This window comes from Tsukamurella sp. DT100 (genome assembly GCF_049844855.1).
Taxonomy (GTDB): Bacteria; Actinomycetota; Actinomycetes; order Mycobacteriales; family Mycobacteriaceae; genus Tsukamurella.
This window is the reverse complement of sequence record NZ_JBNCLV010000002.1, coordinates 694,726-710,008: the sequence shown is the minus strand read 5'-3', so window position 1 is coordinate 710,008 and position 15,283 is coordinate 694,726. Positions and strand designations below refer to the sequence as shown.

Below are 15,283 nucleotides of genomic sequence, written 5' to 3'. Positions count from 1 at the left end.
CTCAAGCGCTACATCGCCCGCGACCTCTACCGCCTACTTGAGCACCCGTGGACTACTTGACACCCATAGGAGCGTCGCGGCCCGAACCTGTCGGTGCACCGTCGTACCCTGGGGGCATGTGCGGACGCTACGCGGTGACCACTGATCCGGCGCTGTTGGCGGCGGAGATCGACGCGGAGGACGAGACGGAAGGCACGGAGCTCGACGTGCCGGGCTTCAACGTCGCGCCCACGACGAACATCGTCACCGTCGTCTCCCGGCATTCGCGGGAGGCTCCGGACGATCCCGCCACGCGGCGGCTGCGGGCCATGCGGTGGGGGCTGCTCCCGCACTGGCAGAAGACGTTGAGCGGCCCGCCGCTGTTCAACGCGCGGGCGGAGTCCGTCGACGAGAAGCCGGCCTTCCGCACCGCGATCAAGTCCAAGCGCTGCCTGATCCCGATGGACGGCTGGTACGAGTGGCAGCTGCTCGAGGATCCGGAGCTGGTGAAGAAGCCGCGCAAGCAGCCCACGTACCTCACCCCGGTCGACGGGACGCGCATGTACGTCGCCGGGCTGTGGTCCGTGTGGCGGCCCGCCGGCGCGGGGCTGGACGTGCCGCCCACGCTGTCGGCGACGGTGCTGACCACCGACGCGGTCGGCCCGCTGCGCGCCGTGCACGACCGGATGCCGCTGGTCCTCACCCCCGACGCCTTCGACGAGTGGCTGAACCCCGACGGCCCGGTCGACCCGGCGCTGCTCCGCCCGCCCGCCCTCGAGGTGGCCGAGCGGATCGAGATCCGCCCGGTGTCCGCCCTGGTCAACGCGGTCGCCAATACCGGCCCCGAGCTGATCGAGCGCGTCGAGCCGGGCAGTGAACCGGGCCAGCTGAGCCTGCTGTAGCGGCCGCGTCAGGTCAGCTGCTGGGTGAGCGGGCCCGTGCCGAACAGCATCACGTTCTCGACCAGGGCCTCTTCGAGCACCGGTCCCTCGACGGCGTCGCCGAGGTACACGATCTGACTGGTCCCGACGATCCGGGTCTCGCCGTCCACGACGGCGCCGCTCTCGACGGTGAAGAAGTCCGCGCCGCCGCGCTGTACGTGATCGGTGATCCGCGCGCCGATGTCGATGCGTTCGCCGATGAGGGGATGCCCTTCGTAGCGGTAGGACTGCCCGGCGTGCAGGATCCGGGACATGTTCGGGCTGCTGATCGATGCGGCGACGAGTGCGGCCACCGCGTGGAGCATCGGTGCGGCGAGCAGTGTGGCGGGAACCGGGGTGTCCCTGGGCGGCACGCCGAGGCTCTCCCACGGCGTGTGCCAGCACCGCGTCGCGCGCCCGAACGCTCGCACGCCTTCGGTGGTGACCTCGAAGGCGCTGGGGTACCACACATCCCATCGATCATGAGAGTGTGCTCCATTGTTTCTATCAGTCACCCACTGTTTGTAGCGGAAACTGCGACGCAGGTTCAACGCGAACCGCGCGCCGCGGGGTGATCCGTGTCCAAGGACACAGGGCGCTCGCTGCCGTCGACGCCGATGGCGTCCCGCCTCGAATCCTCGCGGCGGCTCAGAGCAATCGCACGATGAGGCCGGTCACGGACGCGAAGAACGCGCCGAGTCCGTACGCATGGAAGAGTGCCCCGCGGCCGACCGGGCCGGCATCGAACCGGGCTGCCCAATGCTCCGTCCTGACCCATCCGACCAGCGTGATCAGGGAGTACGCGAGGATGCTCAGCGGCAGCAGAGCGGACATCTGCTGGACGGTGGTGGCGACGCCCGCGAGCACGCCCGCGGCGAAGCCGGCCCATCCGCTCCAGCCGGGAAAGCGGGCGCGGACGAGGCTGAGGAAGGGGGCCGCGATCGCCGTCACCGCGAAGACGGCCACCGCGCTCGTCGTAGGGGAGAAGAAGCCGCCGCCGGAACTCACATTTGCCTCCTCGTATGCACAGTGTGTACTCGACTGATTATACGGATCACTAACGGCAATTGCGGTGACGAAGGTCCCGCAGGGCGGCGCGACGGGCGGTCCTCGGTCCGGCCGAAGGACCGCCCCGTCGACCTACTTGATGGTGCGGATCAGCTTCTTGTTGAGGAACTCCTCGATGCCCAGCGGGCCCATCTCGCGGCCGAAGCCGGAGCGCTTGACGCCGCCGAAGGGAAGCTCGGCGCCCTCGGCGAGCACGCCGTTGACGAAGACCATGCCGGCCTGGATGCCGTCGGCGATGCGGGCCGCCTGCTCCGGGTCGGTGGTGAAGACGTAGGAGCCGAGGCCGAACGGGGTGTCGTTCGCGAGCGCCAGCGCCTCGCCCTCGCCCGCCACGCGGTAGACGGTGGCGACGGGCCCGAACAGCTCCTGCCGGAACGCCGGGTTGTCCTCGGTGACGTTCGTGAGCACGGCGGGCGGGAAGAAGGCGCCGTCGCGGCGCCCCTCGATGGCGAGGTTCGCCCCGGCCTCCACGGCCTGATTGACCTGCTGCTCCAGCCCGATCGCCGCTCGCTCGGAGGACAGCGGCGCGATCCCGTCGCCCGCGGCGAGCAGCTTGCCGGTGAACTTCGCGAGGAAGTCGTCGTAGAGGTCCGCGTGCACGATGAACCGCTTCGCCGCGTTGCAGGACTGGCCGGTGTTGTCGAGGCGGCCGGCGACGGCGGCGTCGACGGTCGCGTCCAGGTCGTCCGTCGAGAGCACGATGAACGGGTCCGAGCCGCCCAGCTCCAGCACGCACTTCTTGAGGTTGCGGCCGGCGACCTCCGCGACCGCGGCGCCGGCGCGCTCCGAGCCGGTCAGCGAGACCGCGGCGACCCGCGGGTCGGCGATGATGTCGGCCGCCTGCTCGTTGCTGACGCGGATGTTGACGTACGCGCCCGAGGGCAGGCCCGCCTCGTCGAAGATCAGCTGCATCGCCTCGGCCGATTCGGGGCACTGCGGCGCGTGCTTGAGCAGGATCGTGTTGCCCGCGGCCAGGTTCGGGCCGGCGAATCGCGCCACCTGGTAGTAGGGGAAGTTCCACGGCATGATCCCGAACAGCACGCCGATGGGGGAGCGGCGGATCACCGCGGTGCCGTCACCCTCGAGAAGATCCAGCGGCTGGTCGGCGAGGAACTTCTCCGCGTTGTCGGCGTAGTAGGTGTAGATCGCGGCGGAGAAGTCGACCTCGCCGAGCGCGTCCTCGAGCGGCTTGCCCATCTCCCGCTGGATGATCCCGGCGAGCATCTCGCGGCGCTCGGTGTGCAGCTCCGCGACGCGGCGCACCAGGGCGGCCCGCTCGGAGACCGTCGACTGCTGCGGCCACGTCCGCGCGGCGCGCGACGCCGCGTCGATCGCCGCCTCGACCTCGGCGGGCTCCGCGGTGGGGTACGTCTGCAGCACCTCGCCGGTGGCGGGGTCGGTCACGGCGTACTGGATGTCGGGCATCGTCGGATCTCCTTGTGGGGGACGGGAACGGTTCGCCTCCCACGATAGGCACCTTCGACGGCGCCCGCGCCCGGACCGCGACTACTGCCAGGCGAAGAGCTGAACCTGGTAGCCGTCGGGGTCGAGGACGCCCGCGTAGCGCTGCCCCCACGGCGCGTCGAACGGGTCCATGGCGCTCGGGCTGCCCGCGGCGACGAGCTCGGCGTGCACCTCGTCGACCACGGCCGGGGAGGCGCACTTCACGCACAGCGTCGCATTCTGTCCCGGCTGCTTGACCCAGTCGGGCTCCATCGTGCGGACCACCGCGACGGAGTCCCACATCAGCCGCATCCCGCCGGGCAGCTCCGCCTCCACGTGCGGCTGGTCCTCGGCGCCGTCGGGGATGTCGAGCCCGAGCCTCCGGTAGAAGGCGAGGGATGCGGGTAGGTCCTCGGTAACCATCCCGATGGCGTCGAAACGCAGTCGCTCTGTCATGCCGCCACGGTATGTCGCGCCGCGGCCCGCGTCTTGAACGTTTCGGACATACTCGAACGGTGTACAGCGAGTGGCCGTCGTCGGTCCCCGGGGCGATCCGGTGGACCTCGGTGGGCGGCGCCGGGCCGGCGCTGATCCTGCCGGACGGGTGCATGGACGTCATCGTCGTCGACGGTGCGCCGATCGTTGCGGGCCCGGACGCCGTCGCCGCCCGCACGACCGGGTTCGACGGTGCGCGGCTCGACGGCCTGCGCTTCCCCTCCGGGATGCTGCCGCAGCTGTTGGGGATCGCCGCCGACGAGCTCACCGGGCGGCGCGTCGACCTCGCGGACATCCTGTCGCCCAGGCGGATTCCGCGCACCGTCGACCCGGAGACGATCGCGGCCGCGCTCCTCGACGGGGTCGAGTTGGACCGGCGGATCGGCGCGGTCGCGGTCCGGCTGCGGGCGGGCCGCACCGTCGGGGATGTCGCGGCGGAGACGGGGCTCGGCGAGCGGTCTCTGCACCGCCTGGCCCGGCGGTCCTTCGGCTACGGCCCCAAGACCCTCGCGCGGATCCAGCGCTTCCAGCGGGCCGTCGGGCCGATCCGCGCGGGCCGCGCGCTGGCCGAGGTGGCGGCCGCGTCGGGCTACGCCGACCAGGCCCACCTGACCCGGGAGGTCCGCGCGCTCACGGGCTGCACGCCGCGGGCGTTGGTGGCTCCTGACCGTGTGCACCGTTGACCACCTCACGAGTAGTCGACGGTGCACATATGCCGGCCCATAGCCGCTGTCGGCCGCGGAGCGTCTACCAGTTGATGCCGGGGATCCGATTGAGCGTCTTGCGCGCGATTCGGCGCAGGCCCTGATCGCCGGAGATGCCGAACAGGGGGCTCACGGCGGCGGTGGAGATGTCCTTCGACAGGTCCTTGGTCGCCGCGCCGGCCGCGGCGAGCCGGCCCCGCGGCGTGTCCACCTCGGCCACATCGACTTCGACGACCTTGGCCGCCCCCTCCGTGTCGCCCTCGGGCTCCGGGAAGAGGAGGTAGCCCTGGTGCTGTGCGGCGGCGGCGATGCGCGGGGAGAGGAACTGGCCGAACTGGGCCAGCGTGCCGAGCGGGGTGTCGATGCGGCGGGGCCGCTCGACGATGGCGCGCACCACGATCTGGCCGGCCTTCTCCACCGACAGCGCCATCGCGTTGTCGTAGGCGTCGGTCGGCTCGATCATGCGCGTGCGGGTGAGCGGCATGTGGATGTTGGTGAAGGTCACGTGGTCCGACATCGTCTCGGCCGCCGTGATGTCGCTGAACGCCTCCAGCGCGGATTTCGAGGCGATGTACGCCGCGAACCGCGGGCCGCGCACCTGCACGCCGATGGAGGAGACGTTGACCACGTGCCCCGATTTGCGGGCGACCATGTGCGGCAACAGCTCCAGGATCAGGTAGACGGCGCCGAAGTAGTTGACCGCCATGGTGCGCTGGTAGTCGTGCGCGCGGTCCACGGAATCGACGGTGGCCCGCCGGATGGACCGGCCGGCGCTGTTGACGAGCACGTCCACGTGGCCGTGCTCGGCGAGGATCTGGGCGACGGTGGTGCGCACGGCCTCCGGATCGGTGACGTCGCACTGGTACGCCCGGACGATGCCCTTGGGTACGCCGGGCATCCCGGGCTCGGCCTCGATCCGCAGCACCGCGTCGGCGAGGTCCTCGGGCTTGCGCGCGACGATGAAGACGTTGGCGCCCTTGAGGACCGCCTGCTTCGCCGCCTCGCGGCCGATGCCGGAGGAGCCGCCGGTGAGCAGGATGTGCTTGCCCACGAGCGGGCCGCGCGGGTCGTCACGGCGGTTGCGCGACGGGTCCAGGTGCTCCGCCCAGTAGCGGAACAGCCGCGGCCCGTAGGACTTCAGGCGCGGCAGGGCCACACCGTACCGGCTCAGCGCGCGGTGCGTCGCCTCCGAGTCGAAGCGGGTGTTGTAGAACGGGTGGTCCAGGATCATCGGGGGGAGGCCCAGCTGGCGCGCGATCGTGTCGCGGAGCGCCCGCACCTCGCCCCGTCGCCCGATCCGCGCCGCGAACTCGCCCAGTGGCGCGCTCGGAACGGGCAGCGTCTTCGGGCCGGAGAAGGCGGGGGCGATCGCGTCGTAGATCGTGGCCATGCTCTGGCCCTTGGGATCCGCCAGGTGGTAGACGGTGCCGGGCGCCGGCGGCGCGGTGACCAGCGCGGCGATGCCCGCCGCGACGAAGTCCACGGGCACGATGTTCGTGTACCCGAGGTTGGCGAAGGGCACGTGCAGGTGGTGCGGGATGGTGCCCATCAGGCGCAGGAACGGGAAGAAGTAGTACGGCCCGTCGATCTTGTCGATCGCGCCCGTCATCGAATCGCCCACCACGATGGACGGCCGGTAGATCTGCCACGGCACCGTCGACTCGCGGACCAGGCGCTCGGCCTCGTACTTGGTGCGGTGGTACGGGGTGGGGAAGAACTGCGCGACGTCGAAGTCCGCCTCCGAGAACCATCCCTCGTGGTTGCCGGCGACGGCCAGCGAGGAGATGTGGTGCATCGTGGCGCCGAGCCGGCCTGCCAGCTCCAGGACGTTCCGCGTGCCCCCGACGTTGGTCAGCTCCTGCAACTCCTCGGGGGCCTCCATGTCGTAGACGGCCGCGAGGTGGATCACGTGGTCGACGTGCTCGGGCAGGTCGCCCGGCGTGATGCCCAGGCCCGGCTCCACGACGTCGCCCGCGACCGGCACCACCTGGGGGGCGAGCTCGTGGCCCAGGTCGGCGATGAGCCGCTCGAACCGGGGGAGGGAGGCGTCGCGCACCAGCAGATAGATGGTGGCGTCCCGGTCCGCGGCGGCGAGCCGCGCCACGACGGCACGGCCGATGAAGCCCGTCCCGCCCGTGACGAAGTAGCTGGCCATACCACGAACCTACTTTCCGCTGCGTCCGCCGCCAAACCCGGGCGGGCCGCTAGTCACCCCTGATTATCACGGCGCGGCGAGCGGCGCCACCGTCGCCGCCGTCGCGGCGACCAGGTCCGACGGTGCCAACTCGACCTCCAGGCCCCGTCGGCCCGCGGAGCAGAAGACGGTCTCGAAGCCGAGCGCGGACTCGTCGATCGCGGTCGGCAGGCGCTTGCGCTGCCCCAGCGGGGAGACACCGCCGAGCACGTAGCCCGTCACGCGCCGCACGTCCGCGGGGTCGGCCATCGCCGGGCGGTGCAGCCCGAGCGCCGCGCCCGCGGCCTTGAGGCTGAGCTTGCCCGACGTGGGCACGATCGCCACGGCGAGCTGCTTCCCGTCGCCGATGACCAGCGTCTTGAACACCCGCGCCGGGTCGTGCCCCAGCGCCTCCGCGGCCTCGCCGCCGAAGGACTCCGCCCGCGGGTCGTGCGCGTACTCGTGGATCCGGAACTCGATCCCCGCGGCTTGCAGCGCCGCGATCGCCGGCGTCGCCGCGGCGTTCTTCTTCCCCATGCGTTCAGTCAAGCAGGTTCCCCTCGGGTTCAGCGCGATGCGCGGATCAGCGGCGCGACCCGATTTCGCTCGAGCAGCACCCAATACCGACTCGGGTATGCGAGAACCGCATGCCCCGATTCCCCTGCGGGGCTTCTACCTGGTGTTTCGAGGGTATGCGTCGCCCGCATACCCTCGCGGGAAGGTCACCCGCCCCGCCGGTCCGGCGACGGCCCGGATCGCGGCGCCCTCGCGACACGGCCCGCGGCCCTCAGCGCGACCTGGGAACAAGCCGACGCATCGCGCTGTTGCAGAGGTCGTGAGTACAGGTAGCGGCGCAGCGGTCCTCGAGCGACCGGTAGCCTTCGACGGTATGACGGACGGGGACATCACGCACGTAGCGGATCTGGACTCGGCCCCCGACGAGGTGACCGAGACGCCGGAGCAGCTCACGGCACGGTTCGAGGCCGAGGCGCTGCCGCTGCTCGACCAGCTGTACGGCGCCGCGCTGCGGATGACCCGCAACCCCGCCGACGCGGAGGACCTGGTCCAGGAGACCTACGTGAAGGCCTACAGCGCCTTCCGCAGCTTCAAGAAGGGCACCAACCTCAAGGCCTGGCTGTACCGGATCCTCACCAACACCTACATCAACGGCTACCGCAAGAAGCAGCGGCAGCCCGCGCAGTACCCCACCGACGAGATCACCGACTGGCAGCTCGCGGCCACGGCGGAGCACAGCTCCACCGGCCTGCGCTCCGCGGAGATCGAGGCACTGGACGCACTGCCGGACGACGAGATCAAGCAGGCTCTCGCGAAGCTCCCCGAGGAGTTCCGCATGGCGGTGTACTACGCCGACGTGGAGGGATTCCCCTACAAGGAGATCGCCGAGATCATGGGTACCCCCATCGGCACGGTCATGTCGCGGCTGCATCGCGGCCGGCGGCAGCTCCGCGCCGAGCTCGAGGGCGTCGCGCGCGAGCGCGGCTTCCTCCGGGGGCAGGATTCCGACGGTGCCGAGGGCGCCGCCGCTCAGGAGGTCGAGAAGTGACGTACTCGTCGGACGGCAACCCGGACCTGGAGCTCGACTGCTCCGCCGTGATGGCGGACATCTGGCTGCTCCTGGACAACGAGTGCGACTCGGCTGCCAAGGAGCGCCTCAAGGCCCACATCGACGGCTGTTCGCAGTGCCTGTCGCATTACGGCATCGAGCAGCAGATCAAGTCGCTGGTGAACCGCAAGTGCGGCGGCGATCGTGCGCCCGAGGGGCTGCGGGAGCGGCTGACCATCAGCATCCGGCACACCGAGGTGCGCTTCCGCCCCGAGTAGCCGGTGCGGCGCGCAGAGAACATGACGAGGGCCCGTCGACGTGATGTCGACGGGCCCTCGTGCGCAAGTCACGTGAAACCTGAAGGTCAGGAGTTCGGGCGCTTGCCGTGGTTCGCGGCGTTCTTCTTCCGCGCGCGCTTCTTACGTCCACGCTTTCCCATGGCGGTCTCCTTCCTGTCCTGAAGCTTCTTCGCAGTACCGGCTATTGTTTCACGACGGCACCGACGACGACAAAAAGGCGGTCCCATGGCCTCCCTCGCCGACCTCCTGGCGATCCACACGGACCTCCCGGGGCGCGCCGCTCGGCACCTGCAGCGGATCGCCGGCGAGTGGCAGCTCCTCGCCGACCTCTCGTTCGCCGACCTGCGCCTCTGGGTCCGCAACGACCCGGAGGGCGACACCACCGATCCCGCGTACATCTGCATCGCGCAGTGCCGGCCCAACACCACGCCCACCGTGTACGACTCCGACGGCGTCGGCGTCGTCGTGCCGCCCTGGGAGGCCCCGACCCTGCACGCCGCGTTCGAGGGCGCCGACGTGGTCAAGGGCGTCACCCCGGCCTGGACCGGGCCCGCACGGGTGCGCCGCGAGGCCGTCCCGGTGCCGTCGAACGGCGAGGTGATCGCCGTGCTGACCCGTGATTTCAACGTCACGCACCCGCGCACGCCGAGCCCGCTCGAGGTGGCCTACAAGGAGTGCGCGGACGATCTGTGCACGATGGTCGCCGAGGGCGCCTTCCCCGAGCCGGAGGACCTGCCCACGGGCGAGGCCGAGCCCCGCGCGGGCGACGGCTTCATCCGCCTCGACGCGCAGGGGCGCGTAGTGTTCGCCAGCCCGAACGCGCAGTCGGCGTACCGCCGCATGGGCGCGCCCACCGACCTCGAGGGCAGCATCCTGTCCGAGGTGACCGCCGAGCTGGTGGGCGACACCTTCGAGTCCGAGGACCTGACGATCGCGCTCGACGGTGCGCTCGAGCGCGGCGAGGGCTCCCGGATCGAGCTCACGAAGGGCGGCGTCACCGTCGTGCTGCGCGTGCTCGGCCTGCACCCGGGCGGACGTCCCGGGGGCGCGGCGGTCCTGCTGCGCGACGTCACCGAACTCAAGCGCCGCGACCGCGCCCTCATCTCGAAGGACGCGACGATCCGCGAGATCCACCACCGGGTGAAGAACAACCTGCAGTCGGTCTCCGCGCTGCTGCGGCTGCAGGCCCGGCGCACCCGCAACGACGAGGCCAAGCGCGCGCTGAACGAGTCGGTGCGGCGGGTCGCGTCGATCGCCTTGGTCCACGAGACCCTGTCCATGAGCGTCGACGAGCACGTCGACATCGACGAGGTGATCGACCGGCTGATCCCGATCATGGCCGACGTGGCCCCGGCGGGCGGGTCGGCGGCGGTCACCGTCGTCCGACGGGGCGACGTGGGCCTGCTCGACGCGGACCGGGCGATGCCGCTGGTCATGGTCGTCACCGAGCTGATCCAGAACGCGGTCGAGCACGCCTACGAGCCGGGGGAGTCGGGCACCATCGAGCTGCTCGCGCACCGGTCCACCCGGATGCTCGAGGTCACCGTCCGGGACGACGGCGCCGGCCTGCCCCCCGGATTCAGCCTCGAGGGCTCGGACCGCCTGGGGCTGCAGATCGTGCAGACGCTCGTGAAGTCGGAGCTGGCCGGGGAACTGAGCCTGACCTCGCGCGACGGTGGCACCGACGCGGTGGTGCGGGTGCCACTGCAGCCCGTCTAAGCCCGCGCACGACGAAGGCCCGGTGGAGGATCCACCGGGCCTTCGACGAAAGCGGAACGTATTACACCGCGGTGCGCGTGCGGGTACGCGCGTTGCGGCGCTTCAGCGCGCGACGCTCGTCCTCGCTCATGCCGCCCCACACGCCGGCGTCCTGACCCGACTCGAGGGCCCAGGACAGGCACTCGGCGGTCACGGGGCAGCGGTTGCACACCAGCTTGGCGTCCGCGATCTGCGCGATGGCCGGACCACTGTTGCCCACGGGGAAGAACAGCTCGGGATCCTCGTCGCGACAGATGGCCTTGTGGCGCCAATCCATGTCAGTACACTCCTTCAGGCGCGCTCGCGCGCCACTCATCGCAGGCGCCGATCCGGCACCGAATTTCCAGGCTGTTAACGCGGAGGGAACCGAACTGTTTCCGCGCTGTTACGTCATGAATATTTCCACGTTCCCAGCAGGAGTCAATAGATTCCGACTCAGAGGTGGGGGATCTCACAGCGGGGGCGGTGAGAACCTTCTTCCGAGGGGTGTACTACACTGCTGCCGGTTCAGCGGCGTGCCCGCAAATATATCCGCACACGCTGCAGGTTTGCAATAGGTTTCTGCGCGGTCGTGACGAATCGCTCACTTCGCCCATCCGATCGCGTCACGCCGAGTCGGCGGGAATCGGCCCGGCGGAGGGGCCCCGGTGGGCGGCGGAGATCAGCGCACGCGCGGCAGCGGCGGCAGGTCGGCCAGCACGCGGATCCGCTCCGGCGAGTACCAGAACCGCACCTCCGTGCGGTCGCCGAGATGGTCACCGTCGACCTGCGCGGGCACCGGGACCGCGCTGCTCAAGCGCAGCTCGGGCAGGTCGTCGTGCCGGACGAGGTGGCGCACCGTCGGGCCCTTGGTGCGGCGGGCCGAGAGCATCTGCCGCACCAGCATGAGGTTCGGGATCGTGCGCATGGAGCGCGACGCGAACACGCCCAGCCCGGTGCCGAAATCCGTCCCCGGGTTGGTGAACACCGCGCGGTTGTTGAGGAAGGTCCACGGGCTCGCGTTCGAGACGAAGGCGAAGTGCACCCCGTCGATGTCCTGCCACGTGCCCGGCTCCTCGCCGGGCAGGTGGACGGTGAGCTGCGGCTCGCGCCGCGCGGCGGAGAAGAAGGTGCGGACGGCGGTGCGCACGTACCGCGACGGGGTGGCGGCCTTGCCCTTGTCGCGCAGCGCCTCCATGTTGGCGATCACCTCGGCGTCCACGCCGACGCCGGCGTTGAACAGGAAGTAGCGCTCGTCGGCGCAGCCGAGGCCGATGGTGCGGAAACTGCGGCGCGCCAACAGGTCCGTGAGATGCACGGTGGCCTGCAGCGGGTCGCGGGGGACCGCGAGCGAGCGCGCGAAGACGTTCGCGCTGCCGCCCGGGATCACGGCGACGGCGGGCAGGGTGTCGGGGTGCACGGGGTCGGCGCCGCCCGGCAGTCCCTCCCGGCCGAGGATGCCGCACACCACCTCGTTGACGGTGCCGTCGCCGCCGTGGACGATCACCAGCTCGGTGCCGTCGTCGCGGGCCGCGGCGGCGAGCTCGGCCGCGTGGCCGCGCCGTTCGGTCTGCGCCAGGGTGACGTCGAGCGTGGACGCCAACGCCATCGCCACGAGGTCTCGGCCCGCTGCGGTGATGGACGTGGCGTTGGGGTTGACGATCAACAGGGCGCGCACACCGAGCAGCCTACCCAGGCCGCCCCGATACCCTGGGGTCGTGACATCGACCAACGGAAGCGGCGGCGAATCCCGCCCGGCCGCCACCCGCTCCCGCAGCAAGCGCTCCGGCGACACCCGCACCGCCGCCCCCGGCACCGTCCGGGCCGCGGGCGTGATCGTCGCGCTCGAGGGCCTCGCGGCCCTGGTGCTCGGTGTGGTGGAACTGATCCGCGGCATCACCGGCTCGGCCGACACCACGACCGGCGCCTACGGCATGGCCTTCTGGATGATCCCGATGGGCCTCGGCGTGCTCGCGGGCGGCATCGCGCTGCTCCGCGGCTTGCGCTGGGGGCGCACCGTCGGCGTGCTGACGAACCTCCTGCTCGGCTTCGCCGGCATCAGCGGCGCGGTCTCGCAGGGCCGCCCCGAACTGTTCATCCCGCTCATCGTGGTCTCGGTCGCCGCGCTCGGGTTGCTGTTCGCCCCGCCGACGGTGGCCTGGCTCGAGGGCGAGTACCGCCGGGACTGACCGGGCCTACCGCCCGGAGTAGTGCGCGGCCGCGTAGCCGGTCAGGCCGAACCGGCTGATCTGCGGGACGTCGTCGCGGTCGAATCCGAACACGGCGGCCGAGGCGGGCAGGATCAGCACGTGCCGCCCGAACTCCGGCGCCTGGCCCAGGAACCGCGCGGTGAGTACCCGGCCCAGGTGGCCGTGCGCGACGAGGACGACGTCACCGTCGGCCATCGCTTCCCGCGCCCGGGCCAGCACCCGGTCGGCCCGCTCCGCCACCTGCGCCATCGTCTCGCCGCCGGGGGAGCCGGACTCCCACACCGTCCACCCCGGATCGTCGACGCGGATCTCCGCGCTGGTGCGGCCCTCGTAGTCGCCGTAGTCCCATTCGGCGAGGTCGGGATCGACCGCCGTCACCGTCAGGCCCGCGAGCTTCGCGGTCGCCGCCGCCCGCGCCCGCGGGCTCACGAGCACCGTCGGGTCCGCGAGCGCGAGGTCCGCGAGGACGGGGCCCAGCGCCTTCGCCTGCTCGACGCCCGTCTCCGTCAGCGGCACATCGGTGGCGCCGGTGTGGCGTCCCGAGCGCGACCAGGCGGTCTCGCCGTGGCGGATGTACACGAGGCGGTGTCCGGTGCTCATCCGTCCATCGTTCCGTATCGGTGGGTACCCTCGCACCATGACCGGTGACACGCCCTTCGTCCTCGCCGTCGCCAATCAGAAGGGCGGCGTCGCGAAGACCACCACCGTCGCCAGCCTGGGGGCGGCCCTCGTCGAACTCGGCGCGCGCGTGCTCGTCGTCGACCTCGACCCGCAGGGCTGCCTGACCTTCTCGCTGGGCCACAACCCCGACCGCCTCGAGCGCAGCGTGCACGATGTGCTGTTGGGGGACAAGACGATCGACGAGGTGCTGCTCGAGACCGAGGACGGCGTCACGGTGCTGCCCGCCACCCTCGACCTGGCCGGCGCCGAGGCGCTGCTGCTCATGCGTGCGGGCCGCGAGTACGCGCTCAAGCGGGCGCTCGCCGACGTCGCGGACCGGTTCGACGTGGTGATCATCGACTGCCCGCCCAGCCTGGGCGTGCTCACCCTCAACGGCCTCACCGCGGCCGACGCCGTCGCCATCCCGCTGCAGTGCGAGACGCTCGCGCACCGCGGCGTGGGGCAGCTGCTCAAGACCGTCCGCGACGTGCAGGCGATCACCAATCCGGAGCTGGGCATGCTCGGCGCCATCGCGACGCTCTACGACGCGCGGACCACGCACAGCCGCGACATCCTCTCCGACGTCGCCGACCGCTACGACCTCGCCGTGCTGTCGCCGCCGATCCCGCGCACCGTGCGCTTCGCCGAGGCGAACGCCGCCGGCCGCACCGTGCTCGCGGGCCGGAAGAACAAGGGCGCCACCGCCTACCGCGAGCTCGCGCAGAGCATCAAGGCCCACGTCTCCGACGGTGCGCCCCTGGTCACCTGGGCGTCCGAGTAGCGGTCAGGCAGCGCGGTACGCCTGGACCGTCGAACCCCACTGCGCGATCAGTGTGGTGCCCGCCTCGGCGAGCAACACCGGGCCGTCGGTGTAGCCGGGCCGGGTGACCGGCGTCGACCGGGTCCGGGCGCGCGTGGTCAGGTCGTACGCGTTGAGCGAGGTGGGTCCGGGCACCACGAGTTGTCCGCCGACGACTGCGCCGGGACCGAGCGTCCCCGGGATCACCATCTCCGCGGCCAGTGAGGAGGCGTCGATCACCACGGTCGCGGTGCCGGTGTAGAACGAGGCGATGCCGGCCTCGGTCACGACGGGGACGTCGCGCGGCGCGCCGCCCGGGCCGGTGGTCACGTCGACGGAGAACAGCGCGCGGCCCTGCGGGTCGACGGTGGTCACCCGCGCGGAGCGTCCCTGCTGGGCGGGCACGTAGACCACCGCGCCGTGCGCGGTCGCGGTGATGAGCCGGGCGCGCTCGCCGCCCTCGGGCGCCGCGTCCCCGAGGTCCGGGCTGACGGCCGAGGAGGTCTCCTGCGGCTCGGACGCCTCCTTCGGCGAGGCGCCGATCACGGTGAGCCGGGGGAAGGGCTCGGTGGGACACGCCTCGAGGATCGCGATCGACGCGCCGGCCGGCAGCGCGGAGCCGATCGTGCACCCGGACCGCGGCTGGACGCCCGGGTTCACGGGCACGTCGGGCTTGCCGTACTCGACGGTGCGGACCAGGTCCGAGCGGAAGACGTCGACCCGCGTGGGTCCCTGCGCGACGGCGTAGTTGCCGTCGCCGGTGAGGGTGATGTCGTGGTCCTCGCGGCTGGTGCGGCTGGCGCGCCGCTGCCCGGTGCCGGGGTCGAGCGCCATCACCTCGCCGCAGCCGCGGACGTCGCGGTAGAACGCGAGCACGAGGCCGGCGTTGTCCGTGAGCCCGCACACGTCGGTCTCGCGCTGGTACCGCCACGTGCGCTGCCCGGTCGCGGGGTCGTGCCCGGCGACCTCGCCGCCGCGGGTGAGGACGAGGGCGCCGTTGAGCGTCAGGGCGGGACGGTCGGAGGTCGCGGTCCACGCCTCCGTGAGCGCGGCGGGCAGCTCGACGAGCGAGCCCGGCACCGTCGACGGTGCCGGAGCCGTCTCGCTGACCGCCTTGCTCGCGGAGCCGACGTTCCAGGCCACGAAGCCCGCGACGACGACCGCGACCAGGATCGCGGCCGAGACCGCGAGATCGACGCGGGTCCTGCGTTCGGGTTTCACCACGCGCCCGA

Annotated in this window: 18 protein-coding genes; 7 read left to right on the top strand and 11 right to left on the bottom strand. The window is 71.6% G+C overall.

The annotated features are described in order from the left end of the window. Positions 1-116: 116 nt before the first annotated feature. On the top strand, positions 117-881 hold the full coding sequence (locus ACLQ3K_RS07135; RefSeq protein ID WP_425998117.1) for an SOS response-associated peptidase: 765 nt from the start codon (positions 117-119) through the stop codon (positions 879-881). An 8-nt stretch (positions 882-889) separates the two neighbouring features. On the opposite strand, the gene ACLQ3K_RS07130 is transcribed toward ACLQ3K_RS07135, so the two are convergent. The 4 genes from ACLQ3K_RS07130 to ACLQ3K_RS07115 all read right to left on the bottom strand — a co-directional run bounded on the left by ACLQ3K_RS07130 (position 890) and on the right by ACLQ3K_RS07115 (position 3,866). After that, on the bottom strand, positions 890-1,369 hold the full coding sequence (locus tag ACLQ3K_RS07130; protein WP_224649450.1) for an FAS1-like dehydratase domain-containing protein: 480 nt from the start codon (positions 1,367-1,369) through the stop codon (positions 890-892). A 178-nt stretch (positions 1,370-1,547) separates the two neighbouring features. After that, entirely contained in the window at positions 1,548-1,907 is a 360-nt protein-coding gene (locus tag ACLQ3K_RS07125) for a hypothetical protein (RefSeq protein ID WP_224649452.1), read from the bottom strand. A gap of 132 nt (positions 1,908-2,039) precedes the next feature. Continuing rightward, entirely contained in the window at positions 2,040-3,392 is a 1,353-nt protein-coding gene (locus ACLQ3K_RS07120) for an NAD-dependent succinate-semialdehyde dehydrogenase (protein ID WP_224649454.1), read from the bottom strand. 81 nt (positions 3,393-3,473) lie between these two features. Further along, complete coding sequence (locus tag ACLQ3K_RS07115) at positions 3,474-3,866, bottom strand: VOC family protein (protein ID WP_425998114.1); 393 nt, start codon at positions 3,864-3,866, stop codon at positions 3,474-3,476. A 59-nt stretch (positions 3,867-3,925) separates the two neighbouring features. Here ACLQ3K_RS07115 and ACLQ3K_RS07110 point away from each other — a divergent pair, with 59 nt between their 5' ends. Further along, positions 3,926-4,588 (top strand): helix-turn-helix domain-containing protein, encoded by a 663-nt coding sequence (locus tag ACLQ3K_RS07110; RefSeq protein WP_425998112.1) that lies wholly within the window; start codon positions 3,926-3,928, stop codon positions 4,586-4,588. Between the two features lie 64 nt (positions 4,589-4,652). Here the strand turns inward: ACLQ3K_RS07110 and ACLQ3K_RS07105 are convergent, their stop codons facing one another. Together ACLQ3K_RS07105 and ybaK are read right to left on the bottom strand one after the other, a co-directional pair. After that, positions 4,653-6,764 (bottom strand): SDR family oxidoreductase, encoded by a 2,112-nt coding sequence (locus ACLQ3K_RS07105; protein WP_425998110.1) that lies wholly within the window; start codon positions 6,762-6,764, stop codon positions 4,653-4,655. Positions 6,765-6,830: 66 nt separating this feature from the next. Continuing rightward, on the bottom strand, positions 6,831-7,319 hold the full coding sequence (ybaK, locus tag ACLQ3K_RS07100; RefSeq protein WP_224649464.1) for a Cys-tRNA(Pro) deacylase: 489 nt from the start codon (positions 7,317-7,319) through the stop codon (positions 6,831-6,833). Positions 7,320-7,671: 352 nt separating this feature from the next. On the opposite strand from ybaK, the gene ACLQ3K_RS07095 reads away from it, so the two are divergent. Beyond that, positions 7,672-8,346, top strand: a complete 675-nt coding sequence (locus tag ACLQ3K_RS07095; RefSeq protein WP_224649466.1) for a sigma-70 family RNA polymerase sigma factor — start codon at positions 7,672-7,674, stop codon at positions 8,344-8,346. Beyond that, entirely contained in the window at positions 8,343-8,624 is a 282-nt protein-coding gene (gene rsrA, locus ACLQ3K_RS07090; protein WP_259142387.1) for a mycothiol system anti-sigma-R factor, read from the top strand. Before ACLQ3K_RS07095 ends, rsrA begins: the two co-directional genes overlap by 4 nt. A gap of 86 nt (positions 8,625-8,710) precedes the next feature. Here the strand turns inward: rsrA and ACLQ3K_RS07085 are convergent, their stop codons facing one another. After that, positions 8,711-8,785, bottom strand: coding sequence for a 50S ribosomal protein bL37 (locus tag ACLQ3K_RS07085; protein WP_370452957.1), 75 nt, complete (start codon positions 8,783-8,785; stop codon positions 8,711-8,713). An 85-nt stretch (positions 8,786-8,870) separates the two neighbouring features. Here ACLQ3K_RS07085 and ACLQ3K_RS07080 point away from each other — a divergent pair, with 85 nt between their 5' ends. Then, complete coding sequence (locus ACLQ3K_RS07080) at positions 8,871-10,364, top strand: sensor histidine kinase (RefSeq protein ID WP_224649468.1); 1,494 nt, start codon at positions 8,871-8,873, stop codon at positions 10,362-10,364. Positions 10,365-10,425: 61 nt separating this feature from the next. On the opposite strand, the gene ACLQ3K_RS07075 is transcribed toward ACLQ3K_RS07080, so the two are convergent. Together ACLQ3K_RS07075 and ACLQ3K_RS07070 are read right to left on the bottom strand one after the other, a co-directional pair. Then, the gene (locus ACLQ3K_RS07075) at positions 10,426-10,680 is read right to left on the bottom strand and encodes a WhiB family transcriptional regulator (protein WP_013125780.1); all 255 of its coding nucleotides are present in this window, start codon (positions 10,678-10,680) and stop codon (positions 10,426-10,428) included. A gap of 384 nt (positions 10,681-11,064) precedes the next feature. Beyond that, entirely contained in the window at positions 11,065-12,060 is a 996-nt protein-coding gene (locus ACLQ3K_RS07070) for a diacylglycerol/lipid kinase family protein (protein ID WP_425998106.1), read from the bottom strand. 40 nt (positions 12,061-12,100) lie between these two features. On the opposite strand from ACLQ3K_RS07070, the gene ACLQ3K_RS07065 reads away from it, so the two are divergent. Beyond that, positions 12,101-12,571: a hypothetical protein gene (locus tag ACLQ3K_RS07065; RefSeq protein ID WP_224647903.1), complete on the top strand. Its 471-nt coding sequence runs from the start codon at positions 12,101-12,103 to the stop codon at positions 12,569-12,571. A gap of 6 nt (positions 12,572-12,577) precedes the next feature. On the opposite strand, the gene ACLQ3K_RS07060 is transcribed toward ACLQ3K_RS07065, so the two are convergent. Continuing rightward, the gene (locus tag ACLQ3K_RS07060) at positions 12,578-13,192 is read right to left on the bottom strand and encodes an acid phosphatase (protein ID WP_425998103.1); all 615 of its coding nucleotides are present in this window, start codon (positions 13,190-13,192) and stop codon (positions 12,578-12,580) included. 37 nt (positions 13,193-13,229) lie between these two features. On the opposite strand from ACLQ3K_RS07060, the gene ACLQ3K_RS07055 reads away from it, so the two are divergent. Beyond that, positions 13,230-14,033: a ParA family protein gene (locus tag ACLQ3K_RS07055; RefSeq protein ID WP_425998101.1), complete on the top strand. Its 804-nt coding sequence runs from the start codon at positions 13,230-13,232 to the stop codon at positions 14,031-14,033. Positions 14,034-14,036: 3 nt separating this feature from the next. On the opposite strand, the gene ACLQ3K_RS07050 is transcribed toward ACLQ3K_RS07055, so the two are convergent. Continuing rightward, entirely contained in the window at positions 14,037-15,275 is a 1,239-nt protein-coding gene (locus ACLQ3K_RS07050; RefSeq protein ID WP_425998099.1) for a hypothetical protein, read from the bottom strand. Positions 15,276-15,283 lie beyond the last annotated feature (8 nt).